The following is a 16771-nucleotide window of genomic DNA, read 5'->3' on the forward strand; positions in this document are numbered from 1 at the left end:
GTTTGCGGATGGTGTCCTGGCGGGTCCCGGTTGCCGGCCGGGGCCAGACCGGACCGGCTTCAGTCCCCGGTTTCGATGATCGCGATCACCGAGCGCACCTGGGCCTCCTGCCCTTCCTGTACGAGAATTTCGGACAGGATGCCGGTCGCCGGCGATTCGAGTTCCTGCGTTGCCTTCTCCGCCTCGATCTCGGCAAGAGGTTCGTCCTCCTTGACGTGATCGCCGACCTTCTTCAGCCAGCTGGCTACGGTCCCCTCGCTCATTCCCATGCCCCACTGCGGCAAAAGCACTTCAACCTTCATCGTCCGGCCCTCCGGGTTCTGGTGTCCAACTGGTCCGCGCTGACCGCCTCGATCGCCGCCACGATCCGCTCGGTCGTCGGATACATCTCGGCCTCAAGCACGGGGTTGAACGGGATCTGCATGTTGAGCGCCGCGACGCGCTTGATGGGTGCGCGCAAGGCGTGATGCGCCTCATCGGCGACGACCGCCGCGATTTCGGCCGCAGCGCCGCATGTCCGATGCGCCGGTTCGGCGATCACCAGCCGCCCTGTCTTCAGGACCGACCGCACGATGGCGCTGGTATCCAGCGGCACCAGGGTTCGCGGATCGATGACCTCGCAGGACACCCCGCGCGCCTCCATCTGCCGGGCTGCCTCCAGCGCCAGCGGAACACAGCCGGATATGCCGACGACGGTCACGTCGCTGCCTTCGCGGCGGGTGCGCGCCACGCCGAAGGGTATCTTGTACTCGCCGTCCTCGACCTCTTCCTTCGTGCCCCACAGGCGCACGGCCTCGAAGATCAGAACCGGATCGTCGCTGTCGATGGCCGTTCGCAGGAGCCCCTTGGCGTCGCTGGCGGAGGCCGGGGCCACGACCTTGAGGCCCGGCACGCCCATGAACATCGGATAGGGCCGATCCGAATGGTGGGCGCCGGTCGCAAGCCCGTAGAACATGGCCGAGCGGAAGACGACCGGAATGGATGACTGCCCGCCGAACATGTAGCGGTTCTTGGCCGCCTGGTTCACGAACTGATCCATCGCCATGTAGAGGAAGGAGGAATAGGACAGGTCGACGATCGGCCGCAGGCCGGTCATGGCGGCGCCGATGGCCGCGCCGACGATCGCCTCTTCCGAGATGGGAGTGTTGCGGATGCGCGAGCGGCCGAACTGCTGGACGAAGTCGCCCTGCTGCGCACGTTGCTTGCTTCCGCCTGTGGTGCCGTAGACATTGGCCTCGACATCCTCGCCAAGGATGACGACGCGGGGATCGGCCGCCATGGCCTCCTGCTGGGCCGCGCCGATGGCGCCGATATAGGTCATGATGCTCAAAGCACATCCTCCAGAAGATAGGCGTCGGAGTAGAGATCGGCGAAAGCGACGGAACGATCGGGATCGGGGCTCTCGGTGGCGAAGGCAACGCAATCCTCGACCTCCTGCGCGATCTCCGCCTCCACGGCATCCATCTCTGCGGCGGATGCGATGCCGCGTTCGATCAGCATGGTGCGGAAAAGGGCGACCGGATCGCGCGAGAGCCAGAATTCCCGTTCATTCGCATCGCGATAATCGGTATTAATGCGCAGCCCTTCGGAATGTTCGCGGAAGCGATAGGTCATGACCTCGACCAGGCTGGGGCCTTCGCCGCGCCGGGCCCGCGCGACGGCTTCGGCGACCGCATCGTAGACCTCCAGGACATCCTGGCCGTTCTCGACGCGGATGCCGGGCATGCCGAAACCGAAAGCGCGGTCGACGATCCGCCCGCCTGTCACGGTATGGGCCGGGGTCGACAGGGCGTAGTGATTGTTTTCGCACAGGAAGATGACAGGCAGCTTCCAGGCCGAGGCCATGTTCATCGACTCGTAGAGCACGCCCTGGTTGGCGGCGCCGTCTCCGAAGAAGGTCAGCGCGACGCGCTTTTCATCCATCACCTGCGCGGAAAGCCCGGCGCCCACGGCAATCGGAATGGACGATCCGGTGATGCCCGACTCGCCGAGGCTGCCGACGGCGTAATCGGCGAGATGAAGCGAGCCGCCCTTGCCCTTGCATACGCCCGTGGCCTTGCCGACGAGCTCCGCCATCAGAGGCCCGAGCGGAGAGCCCATCCCGATCGGATGGCCGTGCGAACGGTGATTGCCGGTCATGTGATCGCCCTTTGCCAGAGCCATGCAAGCACCCACGACCTGCGCTTCCTGGCCGATGCTGGTATGCACGGTTCCGGGAATGAAGCCGCGCTTGACCATCTTCGAGGCGCGTTCGTCAAACAAGCGGATGCGCAGCATGCGACGCTGCATCTCCAGCAACAGGTCCTTGTCGAGGCTCGCTGATAACGTCATCGGATTTTCCTAATGGAACCATTTGTTCAAGATATGCGCTTTTGTATCAATCGATGAATTCGTTGACAAGAACCAAATCATGCTGCGTCGCATCAAATCGATTTTCATGACATATTTCCGTGAGTTAATCCCCCGAAGCGCTCGGTTTCCACCCGTCGGATTCAGGTTGCAACTCGTGTTGCAGACAAGCTATCAATGGTAATGGAAACGTTGCTGCTGCATTTCTGCTGCGCGATGAACAAATGAAGACATCGGGAGTGGTGCATGAACGAACTGGACACCAAGGCCACGGAACTGGCCCGAGCAGCCTGGCTCTACTATGTGGAAGAGCTCACGCAGAGCCAGATCGCGGACAAGCTTGGCGTCAGCCGCAGCACGGTGATCCGCCTGCTGCAGCGCGCCCGGCAGAGCGGGCTCGTCACCATCTCGCTCGGCGTCAGCCCGGAAACCTTCGAGGCCGAGCGCGATCTCGAAGCCTTTTACGGCCTGAAGAAGGTTCGTATCGTGCCGAAGGCGGACAACGGCGCGATGCAGCGACGCTGGCTGGGTCAGGTGGCGGCCGAGACGCTTCAGGAAATGGCGCGTGAAAATTCCATCGTCGCCATCAGCTGGGGTCGCACGCTCCAGTCCATGGCCGATTCGCTGCATGGCGAATATACGGTGCCGAACATGCAGATCGTCGCCCTGATCGGCGGACTGCACAATGCGCAGAAGGGCACGAACCCGCACGAGGTCGCCGAGCAGGTCGGACAATTCTTCAAGGCGCCGGCGCGCGCGCTCTATGCGCCGGTCTATGTGCGCAACGCCGAGACGGCGGCCGGCCTGATCAGCGATCCGGGCTTGAACGAGACACTGGATATGGCCCGGCGGGCCTCGCTGGTCGTCTTCAGTATCGGCGGACTGACGGACGAAGCGACAATGCTTCAACTCGGCTATGTGAACCCGACGGAGAAGGAGTTCCTCTCACGCCGCGGCGCCGTCGCCGATATCGCCTGCCGCTGGATCGACGCCAATGGCGAGCCGGTCGAACTGCCGCCGACGATTCATCCGATCGGAATCTCCCTCGGCGAATTGCGCACCATTCCCGACCGCCTGATGGTGGCGGGCGGCGCATCCAAGGCCGAGGCGATCCTGGCCGGCGTGCGCGGCGGCTATGCGACCCATCTCATCACGGACGAGAGCGTCGCCGTGCGCCTGCTCGCCGACGCACGAAACAAGCCATAGACGCACGGAATATTCGCATTCGATAAATGGAGCACTTGCGCAAAGTCTGAACATATGCATCAAATGACGTCGACACGGGAACTGCCGCCGTCTCCGGACGCGGCATATGCATTCGGGAGGGAGCATGATTCTCGGTATCGACCTCGGCACGTCGATGGTAAAGGCGGCGTGCTTTTCGCAGACGGGGGACTGTCTTGCCGTTGCCGCGCGACGCAGTTCGCCGACACCGCTGGGGGGCGGGGCGGTGGAACAGGATTTCGAGGAAATCGTTCGCGCCGTCAGTGACGTCGTTCAGGAAGCCTGCCGGGAGTGCCCGACGGTGGATGCGATCGGCATCACCGGCCAAAGCGATGGGCTGTGGCTGCTCGACGAGCAGGGTTTCGGGGTGGGGCGCGCAGTGTCCTGGCTCGACGATCGCGGCAATCCCTATCTGCAGGACTGGATCGATCGCGGCGTGTTCGAGGCCGTCTTCCGGCGCAATGCCAATGCGATCTTTCCCGGCAGCCACGCTCCGTTGCTTGCCGCCCTGCGTGCGACCAGGCCCGACCTGATCGCGGCAGCCCATACGGCGAGCTATCTCAAGGACGGCATTCTCCAGCGGCTGACCGGTGTGCGTTTCACCGATGCCTCCGATGCCTCGCTGCCCTTCCTCGATATCGAGGCACGCGACTACGATCCCGAGATCCTTCGCCTTTTGGGCCTGGAAGAAATGGCCCGTCTTCTGGCCCCGGTTCTGCCGGCGCCGGGACGCGCATTCCCCCTGGACGCCAGAGGCACCGCCCTGATCGGCCTGCCCGTCGGCACTCCCGTTCATGCGGGGCCGTTCGATCTGGTGGCCTGCCCCATCGGTGCCGGCGCGAACCGGGTGGGAGACGGCCTCATTATTGTCGGCACGACCCTGGCTTGCGAGGTTCTGACCGATCGGGTCGACCGCAGCGGCCCGCCTGTCGGCATGACCCTTTGCATGCCGGCGGGCGGGCGCTGGATCCGGTCCATGCCGGCGACGGTCGGCACCGCCACGCTGGATTGGGTGCTCGAAATGATCGGCGCCTGCCACAGCGAGGTCGACAGTCTGATCGCCCGGAGCAGGCCGGGGGCGAACGGCGTCACGGCGCTCCCGTTCTTCTCGGCGACGGGAGAACGCGCGCCCTTCGTGGACGTTCGCGCAAGAGGGCAGCTTTCGGGCCTCAACACATGGACGACAAAGGCGGACCTGGTGACGGCCGTTTGCGAATCGGTTGCCTATGCGGCGCGCCACTGCATCGAGGCGGCTGGCCTGACGGGCGATGTGTCGATCTGCGGCGGCGGGGCGAATTCGCAGATCTGGAGCCAGATGGTGGCCGATGTCTTGCAGCGCCCGCTCAAGATCGCCCGGCGTCCCGAAGTCGGCGCGCGCGGTGCGGCGATCGCCGCCATGGACGCCGCCGGCATCGCCTACGATTACGAGGCCTGGACGAGGCCGGAAACGGTGATCGAGCCGCGGCAGGAGGCTGCGGAGCATTATCGCAACGGCTTTGCCCATTATCTCGAAACGGTCGAGAGCGCCCGCGGTCTATGGAACAGTCCACATCGCAAATGCTGAATCAATCAAATCCTGGCGAAGACCTATGAAAAGAGATCTGACCAATCCCGCCGAAAGGCATCCGGAAAAGGCGAACAAGGCCGATTCCCCACGCCTTCCTAGACCCGACTGGATCCGCGTTCGCGCCCGCGCCGGCGCCGGCCGGCAGGCCACCGAAGACGTGGTGCGCGGCAGCAGGCTGAAGACGGTGTGCGAGGAGGCCGGCTGCCCGAATCTCGGCGAGTGCTGGGACAAGGGGCACGCCACCATGATGATCATGGGCGATATCTGTACGCGCGGCTGCACCTTCTGCAACGTCGCGACCGGCCGGCCGGACGCGCTGGATATGTTCGAGCCGGCGCGCGTGGCGGATGCCGTGAAGAAACTGGACCTCAAGCATGTGGTGATCACATCGGTGGATCGCGACGATCTGGAGGACGGCGGCGCCGAGCACTTCGCCAGGACCATTCGCGCCATCCGGTATCACGCGCCCAATACCACGATCGAAGTGCTCACCCCCGATTTCCTCAAATGCGGGCCGGGCGCCCTGCAAGCCGTGGTCGCGGCAAGGCCTGATGTCTTCAACCACAATATCGAGACCGTGCCGTCGCTATATCGGGACGTCCGGCCGGGAGCGCGCTATTTCCACTCCTTGCGCATTCTGCACCGGGTCAAGGAACTGGACCCGTCGATCTTCACCAAATCGGGCATCATGGTGGGACTCGGCGAAACGCGTGGCGAGGTCCTGCAGGTGATGGACGACATGCGGGCCGCCGATGTCGACTTCCTGACGATCGGCCAATATCTCCAGCCCACCCCGAAACACCATGCGGTGGCCCGCTATGTCCATCCGGATGAATTCGCATCATTCGAAACGACGGCTTTCGCGAAGGGCTTCCTCATGGTCTCGGCCGCGCCGCTGACCCGCTCGAGCTATCATGCCGGCGACGATTTCGCCCGCTTGCGCGCGGCGCGCGCGCATCGAATGAAGACGGGTCCGAACTGAGCGGGGCTTTCCAGATTGCCGCACTCCTGGGCTTTGTCCATCGGCTAGGCGGGATTCGCGTTCGGCGAAGAAACCGCGTCCTGCTGTCTTGCGACACCCAGCAGCCATTTGTGGAACCTCAGTCCGAACGGCTTTTCGAGGGCGGTTCTGTCCCATGCCAGATAATAGCTTTCGGGCAACCGCATGCGGATGTCGAAGGGGACGATCAGCGTGCCGGCTGCGACCTCTTCCTGCACCATCGAAAGCTGTGCAAGCACGAAGCCCCTTCCATTTGCGGCCGCATCGATAGCGCTGCTCGACAGGGTGAAGGAAAGACCCGAAAACGTCTGATGGCCGTCAGCGGAGATCAGCTTCGCCCAATCCTTCCATTGCGGAGAAGCCTTGTAGTCAGCCTCCCATTCCACGTTGAGAAGCGGGAAGGTGAGAATGTCCTGCGGACATTGCGGAACGCGGCTGGAAATCAGCGCGGGCGAACAGGCCGGAACGACCCAGTCCGTGAACAGATGTGCAACGTGTTCATGCACATGGGAGCGTCGGCCATAGGTGATGCGGAAGTCCACTTCTTCCGCACCGAGTCGAGGTTCCTGTTCCTGCCCGAGAATGCGCACGTTCGAGTCTGGACAGAGAGATTGCCAATCGAAGATTTTGCGGCTGATCCATCTGCTCGCCACCGATGACAGAGCGCTGAGCACGACGCCGCTCTCATTCCTGGCGCGCGTCAGCACGTTTGCGGCATGGGAGAGCTGCTGAAACCCCTTGGCGACTTCACGATAATAAAGTCGCCCCCAGGCGGACAGTTCCACGCGCCGGCCGCGACGCTCCAGGAGCGTCAGTCCCAGACATTGCTCCAGGTTGCGAACCAGTTGGCTGATCGCCCCCGGCGAAACGTCGAGATCGGCCGCGGCCGCACTGACCGAGCCGCAACGCCCGATCGCCTCAAAGGCTTGTAGGCCGCGCAGGGACGGCTTGGACATCAAGGTCTCCTTGTCAGAAATGCAATTTAGAATTTCTAAAAAAGAACGCAGGTGCTGGCAACTTGTTGACGCGAAAAAAACAGCGAACATGCCCTTACCAAAAAGCAAGGAGAGCGAAATGTTTCTCAAGAACGCCTGGTATGTCGCGGCCTGGGATCACGAGATCGGCCGCGAGTTGAAGCCGGTTACCATCCTCGGCGAAAACATCGTCCTCTATCGCCTGCAGGACGGCCAGCCCGCAGCACTTGAAGACGCCTGTCCGCATCGCAAGCTGCCGCTGTCCATGGGCCGCATCAAGGGCGACGATGTCGAATGCGGCTATCACGGCCTGACCTTCGACTGTTCCGGCACCTGCACCCGCGTGCCCGGCGCCGAGCGTATTCCGCATGTCGCCAAGGTGCGCTCCTATCCGGTTCACGAGCGCTACGGCCTGTTGTGGATCTGGATGGGCGAGGCCGAGAAGGCGGATCCGAAGGATATCTTCGAGGTCGAGTATTTCGGCGATCCCGCCTGGGGCGTCAATCGCGGCGAGTCGATGACGCTCAACTGCAACTATCTCTACATGACGGACAATCTTCTCGATCCGTCGCATGTCGCCTGGGTCCACCAATCGTCCTTCGCAAGCTCGGCCTGCGAGGAAACGCCGCTGGAAACGACCGTGAAGGACGACGGCGTGACGGTGTGGCGCTGGATGATCGATTCCGAGCCGGCGCCCTTTTATGCACCCTTCCTGCAATTCGAGGGCAATACCGACCGCAAGCAGCATTACGAGGTGCGCTACCCCAGCAATGCGATCATCAAGGCGATCTTCGCGCCCGCCCATACCGGCGGCGAAGGCAAGGCGCTGCCGGAAAATACCTTCCTGATGGACAGCTACAACTTCATGACTCCGGTCGACGAGAACCGCACCAAATATTACTGGTTCCAGATGCGCAATTTTGCGCCCGACGACGCCGACGTCTCGGCCCGCTTCGCCAAATCCGTGCGCGGCGCCTTCGAGGAGGACCGGGTGGTGCTGGAGGCCGTCCATCACGGCATGGCCACCATGCAGACGCCGAACCTCGATCTCAAGATCGACGTCGGCCCGATGCGCTTCCGCCGCAAGCTGGCGCAGATGATCGCCGCCGAGGCGCAGGCCGCCACGACGGCCGCCGCCGCAGAGTAAGGACCGCCCCGGATGAGCGACGCCGCGGCCTCGCGCTTCCGCCCCTTCGAGGTCGTCTCGAAGAAACGCGAAAGCGCCACCATCACCTCTTTCCGCCTCGCGCCGCTGGATGGCGGGCAGTGGCGGCCGTTCGAGGCGGGACAGTTCCTCACCCTGCGCATTCCCGACGGCAAGGGCGGATACGCCCTGCGCAACTACACCGTCTCCTCCTCGCCGCGCGAGGAGGGCAGCTATCGCATCACGGTGAAGCGCGAGGCCGCCCCCTCGGACGAGGTGCCGCAGGGCCTGAGCTCCTGCTGGCTGCATGACGCGGTCGAGCCGGGCGCGGTCATCGAGATCGACACGCCGCGCGGCGGCTTCAAGCTCGATGCGGCGAGTACACGGCCCGTGGTCCTGCTGTCCGGCGGCGTCGGGCTGACGCCGACGGTCTCGATGCTCAACGTGCTGGCGCGGGAAAGCGAACGGCCCGTCTGGTTCATCCATGCCTGCGACAGCGCCGAGGTCCATGCCCTGCGTGACGAGGTCGAGGCGCTGGCGGCCTTACGCCCCGGCATCTCCGTCCATTTCTGCTACCGCTTCGCCGGGGATGGCGACCGCTGCCATTCCAAGGGTTTCGTGTCGCGCGCCACGCTGCAAAGCCTGCTACCGCTTGACGATTACGACATCTACATGTGCGGGCCGCCGCCCTTCATGGAGGCGCTGTATGGGATCCTGACCGGGCTCGGCGTGGGCAAGGAGCGGATCGCCTATGAGTTCTTCGGCCCGGCGAGCCTGCTGACGGCACAGGGCGAAACGCCCGCCCGGAAGGCACCGCCGGCACCCGCGCCAGTGGCGGCCGAGGACGGCGGCGTAAAGATCGTCCTCGAAAAATCGGGCCGCAGCTTTGCCTGGGATGGGGCGAGCGAATCTATCCTCGCCTTCCTGGAAGCGCAGGGTATCGAGCCCGCCTTCTCCTGCCGGGCCGGCGTCTGCGGCACCTGCGAGCAGGGCCTCGTCTCCGGCGAGGTCGATTATTTCGAGGAGCCGCTCGACGACATGCCTGCCGACCGGGTACTGCTCTGCTGCACCCGCCCGAAATCCTCCGTCGTGCTCGATCTTTGAGCATGGCGCCCGCATTTCCCGAAGGAGGCCCCGTGACGACACCGACCCGCACCGAAATTCCGCTCAATCCGCATGTATCGAGCCTGCCGCCCTACAATGCCGGGATGAACATTGCCGCCGCGAGGCTGCGCAGCGGCCGGCAGGATATCGCCGCACTCGCCAGCAACGAGAACCCGGACGGCTGCTCGCCGAAGGTGGCGGCCGCGCTCGCCGGCCTCAACCCGGCGCGGTATTGCGATCCGGCCTGCACGGCCTTGCGGACCGCACTCGGCGAAAAGCTGGGCATCGCCACGGATCGCATCGTCGTCGGCAACGGTTCGGAGGAAATGATCGCGGCGGTCTGCCGGGCGGTGCTGCGGCCCGGGGCCGTCGTCGCCACCATCTGTCCCGGCTTCGGCCTGCACGAGATCGAGGCGCTGGCCAATGGCGCGACCGTCGAGAAAGTCGCGATGCGCGCGGATCTGGATTTCGATATTCCGGCGATCCTGACCATGCTCGAAAAGGCGCCGGCGATCTTCTTCCTGTCCTCGCCCTCCAATCCTGTCGGCCCAGCGCTCGATCGTGACGGCCTTGCCCGCATCGTCGCGGCCGTGCGGCCCGAAACCTTGCTGGTGCTGGACGAGGCCTATTTCGAATTCACCGACGACGGCCTGCCGGACGGCCTTGCCGCGCTTTGCGCCTCGCCCCTCTCCTTCGTGGTGCTGCGCACCTTTTCCAAGGCTTATGGGCTGGCGGGCCTGCGAGTCGGCTATGCCGTGACCTCGGATGCGCGGCTGGCGCGCGCCATGACCGCCGCCAAGACACCGTTCAACGTCAATGCCGCCGCACAGGCTGCGGCAGTCGCAGCGCTGGAGGACGAGGCGTGGATGCGCGCATCGGTCTCGGCACTGAAGGCCGAGCGGGCGCGGGTCGCCGCCGCCATTGCCGCGATGGGCCTGCCGGCAGCGCGTTCGCAGACGAATTTCCTGTTCCTCGACGTGTGCCGCGACAGCCAGGCGGCGATGGAGCATTTCCTGTCGAACGGCATCATCGTCAAGCCGTGGAAGGAAAAGGGCTTCGAAAGCTTCATCCGCGTGACCATCGGCACGCCATCCGACAACGACCGTTTTCTCGATGCGCTTCGCGCTTTCGCCACGGGGTGACGCTGGCCGGCGTCCCCCACCAAACAGAACAGGGACCGGACCACGGTCCCATGGGAACGAACAATGAGCGGAAACGCAATTCTGCACACGACAAACCGGGAGCACTGTCGCATGTCCCCTTCGACGCCGTCCGGGCTTTTCGCCGGTGACTTTTCCGCGCTCCGCACCCGTTTCCTGGCCGCCGCGCGGCAGGCGGGCGCCGATCTCGTCGAATACCTGCATCCGCTGCACGGGCCGAACGGCGAGCGCCTGGCGACCGACGTCGCCTATCTCGGCCGCAACGATGCGAAAAAACTGCTGGTGCTGATCTCGGGCACGCATGGGGTCGAAGGCCCCTTCGGCTCTGCCTGCCAGACAGCCTGGCTGTCGCAGAATTCGCCCTGGCAGCTTGCCGACGACACCGCCGTGCTGGCGATCCACCTCATCAATCCCTGGGGCACGGCCTGGCAACGCCGGGTCAACGAGGACAATGTCGACCTCAACCGCAATTTCATCGACTGGCAGAAGGGCGCGCCGAAAAACGAGCGCTATGCCGCCCTTCACGACGCGCTGGTCTGCCACGCCTGGGAAGGCCCGGAACGCTACCGGGCGCAGGAGGCCTTCGAGGCCGCCAAGCGGCAGCATGGCGGCTATGCTGGCCTTGCCCCGATCATCGAGGCCGGGCAATACGATTTCCCGGACGGCCTCTTCTATGGCGGCGACGGCCCCGTCTGGTCCAACCGCACGCTCAACGAGATCCTCTCGACCTTCGCGCAGCAGGCCGAACAGGTCGTTGTCTTCGACCTGCATACCGGCGCCGGCCCCTATGGCTATCCGGCGCTGCTGTCGGTCGCCGAAAACGAACATGCCGGGCTCGATTGGGGCCGGCAGATTTTCGGCCCGGCGCTCTCCGTCGTCGTGACCGGCACGAACGCCACGACCGGCACCGGCATCGCCGCGACGGCGACCGGTTATGTCTCGGCCGCCGTTCGCCATGCCCTGCCGCAGGCGCGCGTCCTGCCGCTGGTCGTCGAGTGCGGCACGCTGGACGGCGCCACGGTTTCCGACGCGGTGCAGGCCGACAACTGGCTGCACCTGTTCGGCAAGGTCGACTCGCCGCTGGGTGCGAAGATCAAGCAGACATTGCGCGCCGCCTTCATTCCCGAGGATGCCGATTGGCAGGGCACCTGCCTTGCGACGGCGCTGCGCCATTTCGACCGCGCCTTTGCCGACCTGAAGGCAGTCGGCGGCGCCGGCGAAGAAAAGCCCCTGCCCGCTGCCGCCGCCGTCTCCGTCGTGCCGCATCCGGAAACGGCGACCCCACGCGCCAGTGAGCGCCCGGCGCTGGAGGTGCAGGACATCCACAAGCGGTTCGGCCCGCTCTCGGTGCTCAACGGCGTCAGCCTGACGGCCCGGCCCGGCGAGGTCGTGTCGATGATCGGCTCCTCCGGCTCCGGCAAGAGCACCTTCCTGCGCTGCCTCAACCTGCTGGAACAGCCGAACGACGGGCGCATCGTCATCGACGGCGAGGAAATCCGCATGAAGAAGGCGGCGGACGGCAGCGCCACCCCGGCCGACATGCGCCAGGTCGAGCGCATCCGCTCGCGCGTCGGCATGGTGTTCCAGAACTTCAACCTCTGGCCGCACATGACCGTGCTCGAAAACATCGTCGAAGCGCCGCTGCATGTGCTGAAGGAGAGCAAGCAGGAGGCCGTCGACCACGCGCATGCGCTGCTGAAGAAGGTCGGCCTGTCGGAAAAACATGCGCAATATCCCGGCCAGCTCTCCGGCGGCCAGCAGCAGCGCGCCGCCATCGCCCGCACGCTCGCCATGCGCCCGAAACTCATCCTGCTGGACGAACCGACCTCGGCGCTCGATCCCGAGCTGGTCGGCGAAGTCCTGCGGGTCATCCGGCAACTGGCCGAAGAAGGCAATACGATGATCCTCGTGACGCATGAAATGCAGTTCGCGCGCGAGGTCTCACACAAGATTCTCTTCCTCCACCAGGGAAAGGTCGAGGAAGAGGGTGCGCCGGCGGAGATATTCACCAATCCGCGCTCCGAACGCATGCGCCAGTTCCTGGCCCGTACGCTCTGACGCCCGCCAGCTTTTTCCGCCCAACAACGAAGCTCAACATGGGGAACCAGAACATGAAGCTGAAAAGTCTGTTGCTCGCAACGCTGTTCGCCGCCGGTCTCACGACGGCGCAGGCGGCCGAAGGCGAATTGTCGATCGGCACCGAAGGCGCCTATCCGCCGTGGAGCATGGCCGATGCGGCCGGGAATGTCACCGGCTTCGACGCCGATGTCGGCAACCTGCTCTGCGCCAAGCTGGAAGTGAAGTGCCAGTTCGTCGTCCAGGCCTTCGACGGCCTGATCCCGGCGCTGAAGGCCAAGCGTTTCGACGTCATCATCTCCGGCATGTCGATCACCAACGACCGCAAGAAGGAAATCAACTTTTCCATCGGCTATGCCGAGCTTGCCAACATGTTCGTCGCGCCGAAGACCTCCGATCTCGCCGGCATCAAGGATTTCGACAGCCTGATCAAGGCGCTCGACGGCAAGAAGGTCGGCGTGCAGGCCGGCACGACCCACGCCCACTACCTCGAAAAGAACGTGCCGAATGCCGACCTGAAGACCTACGACACGCTCGACCAGATGCAGATCGACTTGGCCAGCGGCCGCGTCGATACGGCCTTTTCGGACGCCTCCGCCCTGGAGGATTTTCTCGCCAAGCCTGAAGGCAAGGATTTCCAGCTCATCGACGTCAAGATCGCCAGTTCCTCCGATCCGACGCTCGGCGAAGGCATCGGCGTCGGCATCGCCCAGGAGAACACCGAGCTGAAGGCCCGCATCGACAAGGCGCTGTGCGAACTGGTCGCCGACGGCTCGATCGGCAAGGCCAGCCAGACCTGGTTCAAGACCGACATCTCCCGGCCCTGCAAATAAGACCAATGCGGCGTCTCCCGGAAAGCATCCGGGAGGCGCTGTCTCCGACAGGACAACAGACAGGTTTGGGCTGCTGCGATGGAATTTGGATTATGGCAGGTATGGGAGGGCGGCTGGATCGGCGCCATCCTGCGCGGCGCGGCGATCACCGTCGCGCTCGGGCTGGCGAGCATGGCCTTCGGCATCGTCATCGGCACCGCCTGCGGGTTGATAAAATGGGCGCGGATTTTTCCGCTGACGTTGGTCGTCGATTTTTACACGTCCATCGTGCGCGGCGTGCCGGAACTGCTCATCATCTATCTGCTGTTCTTCTCCTCGGTGGAGTTCGTGGCCCGTGTCGCGGCCGCCTTCGGTTACGCGGGGCTGGCCGGTAACGGCTATGCCTTCGTCATCGCCGTCGTCGCCATCGCCGCGATTTCCGGAGCCTATTCGACCGAGGTGGTGCGCGGCGCGCTGGCGGCCATTCCCGCCGGCCATATCGAGGCGGCGCGGGCGCTCGGCATTCCCGGCAGGCGCATCTTCCGCCGCATCATCGCGCCGCAGATGCTGCGCATCGCCGTGCCCGGCATGAACAATGTCTGGCAGACCACGATCAAGGACACCGCACTCGTCTCCGTGGTCGGGTTGCAGGAGCTGATGCGCGCCGCCTTCGTCGGCGCCGGCTCGACCCGGCATCCCTTCATCTTCTATTTCATCGCCGCGGTCGTCTATCTCGCGATCACGCTGGTCAGCCAGGGAGGCTTCGACCGGGTCGAGCGCCTGCTGCGGCTTCGTTCGGGGAAATAGGCCATGGATTTCGAACTCGTCCGCCTCGCCGTTCCGACGCTTGCCAAGGGCCTGTGGCTCACCGCCCTGCTGACCGTTACCTCCGTCGCCATCGGCTTCAATCTCGGGCTGGCGCTCGCCGTCATGCGCCTGTCGAAGAACAGGCTGCTCAGCGGCTTCGCCAAGGGCTACAGCACCGTGTTTCGCGGCACGCCGCTGCTCGTCCAGCTCTTCCTGTTCTATTACGGCCTCGGCCAGCTGCCCTTCGTGCGCGACAATCCCGTGCTGTGGTGGATCATCGGCGACGGCGTCCATTGCGCGGTGATGGCGCTGGCGCTCAACACCGCCGCCTATACCTCGGAAATCCTGCGCGGCGGCCTGCTGTCGATCCCGGCCGGGTTGATGGAGGCGGCGCAGGCCTGCGGCATGTCGCGGCTCCTGTGCTTCCGCCGCATCGCCTTTCCGCTGGCCATCCGCCAGGCGCTGCCGGCCTATGGCAACGAACTAGTCCTCGTCGTCAAGGGCACCAGCCTCGCCTCGACGATCACGGTGCTCGAAATCACCGGCCACGCGAAGCGGCTGATGAGCCAGACCTACGCGATCCTCGAGATCTTCGCCATCGCCGGCTTGCTCTATCTGTTCATCAATCTGGTGCTCATCACACTCATCCGGCTACTTGAGGCACGACTGACCCGTTACCTGCCCTATCGATCCGGGGCGAGGCGCGCCGCGTGACGGAGCCAGACCGTCTGCACGATCTTCCGCCCTGAACGCCGCGGCTAACTCGCTCGGCCGCTGAACGCCCGTTTCGCCAGCCTCCCACCATTTTCGATATGACCGACAGGGATCGTCCAATGCACCGCCTGCCCCCCGCATTTACCGCCGAACTTCGCAACATCGTGGGGGATGGAAATTTCAGAGAGGGCGAGGCCGTTGCGTCGATCGACTATGGCGTGACGCCTGAAAACCTCAGAGCCGGCGCCGTCGTTCTTCCTGCAACGACCGGAGAAGTTGCCGCTGTCGTCAAATGTTGCCTTGCCCATGGTGTTCCGATCGTCACGCATGGCGGGCGAACCGGGCTCGTGGGCGGAGGGATGTCGAAGTCGGGCGAAGTGGTGCTTTCGACCGCCCGCCTCAGTCGAATCCACCATATCCTCCCCGTCGAGCGCGTGGCGGTCGTGGAAGCTGGCGTCACACTCCAGGCGTTACAGGTTGCGGCTGCGCAACATCGCCTTGAAACGGGGATCGACCTGCCGTCGCGCGGTTCGGCGACCATCGGCGGCATGGCCTCGACGAATGCCGGCGGTATCTCGGCCTTCCGGTTCGGCGTCATGCGGCATCGTATTCTGGGCATGGAAGCCGTGCTTGCGGATGGCTCGATCTATTCCGACCTGACGCGGGTGGTGAAAAATGCCGCGGGATACGATCTCAAGCATCTTTTCATCGGTGCGGAAGGAACGCTCGGTGTCATAACGCGTCTCGCCGTCAAGCTCGAACCACAGCCTTTGGCCACGGCAACGGCGCTGTTCGGACTGGCGTCCGTGGACGCCGCGCTCGAGACGGTTCGCCGGGGGCTCGATGCCGAATACGGGCATCTGCGCGCCGCCGAGGCCATCTGGAACCGCTATTTTCATCTGACGTCCAGGCATCATCGCTGGTCGGCAACGGATTTCGCGGCCGATCACCCCGTCAATCTTCTGATGACGCTCGGCGGCGCGGAGGAATCGGCCCTGCAGTCCGAACTCGGGCGGATCTATGAGGCCGTGGCCGCCGTTCATCCCGATGCCTCCGCCGTGATCGCGTTTTCCGGTGCCCAGGAAGCGGATCTCTGGCGGCTTCGCGAAGACACGGACCTCATCTACCGAAACCATCCGGGCGCGCCGTCCTATGACGTTTCCGTCCCGCTTTCACAGGTCGCCTCGTATCTCGAACGCTGCCTTGCCGATCTGAAGGCGATAGACGGCACTCTCGATCCCTATGTCTTTGGCCATCTTGCCGACGGAAACCTCCACATCGTTCTCAACAAGGCCGGCACCGACATTCCGCTCGAAAAAGCGAGCGCTCTCGACCAGGCGGTTTACGGCACGCTTTCGGAAACCGGCGGGTCGTTTTCCGCCGAGCACGGGATCGGCCTCAAGAGGGTGTCGTCGCTGTCGCGCCTGTCCGATCCGTCGAAGCTGGTTCTCATGCGACGGATCAAGGAGTTGCTCGATGCGCCGGCGCTTCTCAATCCCGGAAAGGTGCTGCGGGCCGGCCCGTGACCCCGTCGAGATAACCGGCAACCCCTTCGAGGCAGCCAGCCTGTCGGCACGCGCGACCGTCACAGTCGATACCCGACCTCCCCTTTGCGCCCAGGCGATTGCGCACGATTGGAACCGTTCAAGAATTCAATTCAACGGCAGGTCCAGTTGCACGCCGCCGCGTGGAAGATATTTCGGCACCCGCATCAATTCGATACGGGCCAGCCGCTGGCGGCGATCCTCCATTTCACGCTCGCGCTGCGCCCTGCAACGCTTCACGAGCGCCATTGCGTCTTCAATGACCTGCTCCGTTCTCGTCATGGCCTTCTCCATGC

General features: G+C 64.4%; 16 protein-coding genes and 1 pseudogene. 12 read left to right on the forward strand and 5 right to left on the reverse strand.

The features are described 5' to 3' along the window. Positions 1-59: 59 nt before the first annotated feature. The 3 genes from P7F60_RS08775 to P7F60_RS08785 are packed head-to-tail and all read right to left on the reverse strand — an operon-like array spanning position 60 to position 2331. On the reverse strand, positions 60-302 hold the full coding sequence (locus tag P7F60_RS08775) for a biotin/lipoyl-containing protein (RefSeq protein WP_277917353.1): 243 nt from the start codon (positions 300-302) through the stop codon (positions 60-62). Next, complete coding sequence (locus tag P7F60_RS08780) at positions 299-1321, reverse strand: transketolase C-terminal domain-containing protein (protein ID WP_277917690.1); 1023 nt, start codon at positions 1319-1321, stop codon at positions 299-301. The genes P7F60_RS08775 and P7F60_RS08780 overlap by 4 nt, the downstream gene beginning before the upstream one ends. 5 nt (positions 1322-1326) lie before the next feature. Beyond that, positions 1327-2331 (reverse strand): thiamine pyrophosphate-dependent dehydrogenase E1 component subunit alpha, encoded by a 1005-nt coding sequence (locus P7F60_RS08785; RefSeq protein WP_277917354.1) that lies wholly within the window; start codon positions 2329-2331, stop codon positions 1327-1329. 264 nt (positions 2332-2595) lie between these two features. Between P7F60_RS08785 and P7F60_RS08790 the strand changes: the two genes are divergently transcribed. From P7F60_RS08790 to lipA, 3 genes are all read left to right on the forward strand, one after another. Then, positions 2596-3555 (forward strand): sugar-binding transcriptional regulator, encoded by a 960-nt coding sequence (locus P7F60_RS08790; RefSeq protein ID WP_277917355.1) that lies wholly within the window; start codon positions 2596-2598, stop codon positions 3553-3555. Positions 3556-3679: 124 nt separating this feature from the next. Further along, positions 3680-5137, forward strand: a complete 1458-nt coding sequence (locus tag P7F60_RS08795; RefSeq protein WP_277917356.1) for an FGGY-family carbohydrate kinase — start codon at positions 3680-3682, stop codon at positions 5135-5137. A gap of 25 nt (positions 5138-5162) precedes the next feature. After that, on the forward strand, positions 5163-6122 hold the full coding sequence (gene lipA, locus P7F60_RS08800) for a lipoyl synthase (protein WP_277917357.1): 960 nt from the start codon (positions 5163-5165) through the stop codon (positions 6120-6122). Between the two features lie 44 nt (positions 6123-6166). Here the strand turns inward: lipA and P7F60_RS08805 are convergent, their stop codons facing one another. After that, positions 6167-7096 (reverse strand): LysR substrate-binding domain-containing protein, encoded by a 930-nt coding sequence (locus P7F60_RS08805; protein WP_277917358.1) that lies wholly within the window; start codon positions 7094-7096, stop codon positions 6167-6169. Positions 7097-7214: 118 nt separating this feature from the next. Here P7F60_RS08805 and P7F60_RS08810 point away from each other — a divergent pair, with 118 nt between their 5' ends. From P7F60_RS08810 to P7F60_RS08845, 9 genes and pseudogenes are all read left to right on the forward strand, one after another. After that, on the forward strand, positions 7215-8261 hold the full coding sequence (locus P7F60_RS08810) for an aromatic ring-hydroxylating dioxygenase subunit alpha (RefSeq protein WP_277917359.1): 1047 nt from the start codon (positions 7215-7217) through the stop codon (positions 8259-8261). 12 nt (positions 8262-8273) lie between these two features. Beyond that, on the forward strand, positions 8274-9362 hold the full coding sequence (locus P7F60_RS08815) for a 2Fe-2S iron-sulfur cluster-binding protein (RefSeq protein ID WP_277917360.1): 1089 nt from the start codon (positions 8274-8276) through the stop codon (positions 9360-9362). 32 nt (positions 9363-9394) lie between these two features. Then, positions 9395-10504: a histidinol-phosphate transaminase gene (gene hisC / locus P7F60_RS08820; protein WP_277917361.1), complete on the forward strand. Its 1110-nt coding sequence runs from the start codon at positions 9395-9397 to the stop codon at positions 10502-10504. A gap of 111 nt (positions 10505-10615) precedes the next feature. After that, positions 10616-11665: pseudogene (locus P7F60_RS30820) on the forward strand (DUF2817 domain-containing protein); the annotation flags it as partial. Between the two features lie 114 nt (positions 11666-11779). Further along, complete coding sequence (locus tag P7F60_RS30825) at positions 11780-12580, forward strand: ATP-binding cassette domain-containing protein (RefSeq protein ID WP_347276865.1); 801 nt, start codon at positions 11780-11782, stop codon at positions 12578-12580. 53 nt (positions 12581-12633) lie between these two features. Beyond that, positions 12634-13431, forward strand: a complete 798-nt coding sequence (locus tag P7F60_RS08830) for a transporter substrate-binding domain-containing protein (RefSeq protein ID WP_277917363.1) — start codon at positions 12634-12636, stop codon at positions 13429-13431. A gap of 78 nt (positions 13432-13509) precedes the next feature. Beyond that, a complete protein-coding gene (locus tag P7F60_RS08835; protein WP_277917364.1) occupies positions 13510-14217 on the forward strand; it encodes an ABC transporter permease subunit in 708 nt (235 codons plus the stop codon). Between the two features lie 3 nt (positions 14218-14220). Further along, complete coding sequence (locus P7F60_RS08840) at positions 14221-14931, forward strand: ABC transporter permease (RefSeq protein ID WP_277917365.1); 711 nt, start codon at positions 14221-14223, stop codon at positions 14929-14931. Positions 14932-15050: 119 nt separating this feature from the next. Beyond that, complete coding sequence (locus P7F60_RS08845) at positions 15051-16457, forward strand: FAD-binding oxidoreductase (protein ID WP_277917366.1); 1407 nt, start codon at positions 15051-15053, stop codon at positions 16455-16457. 126 nt (positions 16458-16583) lie between these two features. Here the strand turns inward: P7F60_RS08845 and P7F60_RS08850 are convergent, their stop codons facing one another. After that, a complete protein-coding gene (locus tag P7F60_RS08850; protein WP_277917367.1) occupies positions 16584-16757 on the reverse strand; it encodes a hypothetical protein in 174 nt (57 codons plus the stop codon). Between the last annotated feature and the right edge of the window lie 14 nt (positions 16758-16771).

Origin of the sequence: Rhizobium sp. YJ-22 (genome assembly GCF_029601685.1) — a bacterium.
GTDB lineage: Bacteria > Pseudomonadota > Alphaproteobacteria > Rhizobiales > Rhizobiaceae > Metarhizobium.

What these genes read in the sequence shown, in the direction of transcription:
- P7F60_RS08810 (WP_277917359.1), top strand. Translation starts at nt 7,215, where the DNA reads ATGTTTCTCAAGAACGCCTGGTATGTCGCGGCCTGGGATCACGAGATC.
- lipA (WP_277917357.1), top strand. Translation starts at nt 5,163, where the DNA reads ATGAAAAGAGATCTGACCAATCCCGCCGAAAGGCATCCGGAAAAGGCG.
- P7F60_RS08780 (WP_277917690.1), bottom strand. Translation starts at nt 1,321, where the DNA reads ATGACCTATATCGGCGCCATCGGCGCGGCCCAGCAGGAGGCCATGGCG.
- P7F60_RS08775 (WP_277917353.1), bottom strand. Translation starts at nt 302, where the DNA reads ATGAAGGTTGAAGTGCTTTTGCCGCAGTGGGGCATGGGAATGAGCGAG.
- P7F60_RS08845 (WP_277917366.1), top strand. Translation starts at nt 15,051, where the DNA reads ATGCACCGCCTGCCCCCCGCATTTACCGCCGAACTTCGCAACATCGTG.
- P7F60_RS08830 (WP_277917363.1), top strand. Translation starts at nt 12,634, where the DNA reads ATGAAGCTGAAAAGTCTGTTGCTCGCAACGCTGTTCGCCGCCGGTCTC.
- P7F60_RS08840 (WP_277917365.1), top strand. Translation starts at nt 14,221, where the DNA reads ATGGATTTCGAACTCGTCCGCCTCGCCGTTCCGACGCTTGCCAAGGGC.
- P7F60_RS08805 (WP_277917358.1), bottom strand. Translation starts at nt 7,096, where the DNA reads ATGTCCAAGCCGTCCCTGCGCGGCCTACAAGCCTTTGAGGCGATCGGG.
- P7F60_RS08850 (WP_277917367.1), bottom strand. Translation starts at nt 16,757, where the DNA reads ATGACGAGAACGGAGCAGGTCATTGAAGACGCAATGGCGCTCGTGAAG.
- P7F60_RS08815 (WP_277917360.1), top strand. Translation starts at nt 8,274, where the DNA reads ATGAGCGACGCCGCGGCCTCGCGCTTCCGCCCCTTCGAGGTCGTCTCG.
- P7F60_RS08790 (WP_277917355.1), top strand. Translation starts at nt 2,596, where the DNA reads ATGAACGAACTGGACACCAAGGCCACGGAACTGGCCCGAGCAGCCTGG.
- P7F60_RS08835 (WP_277917364.1), top strand. Translation starts at nt 13,510, where the DNA reads ATGGAATTTGGATTATGGCAGGTATGGGAGGGCGGCTGGATCGGCGCC.
- P7F60_RS08785 (WP_277917354.1), bottom strand. Translation starts at nt 2,331, where the DNA reads ATGACGTTATCAGCGAGCCTCGACAAGGACCTGTTGCTGGAGATGCAG.
- P7F60_RS08795 (WP_277917356.1), top strand. Translation starts at nt 3,680, where the DNA reads ATGATTCTCGGTATCGACCTCGGCACGTCGATGGTAAAGGCGGCGTGC.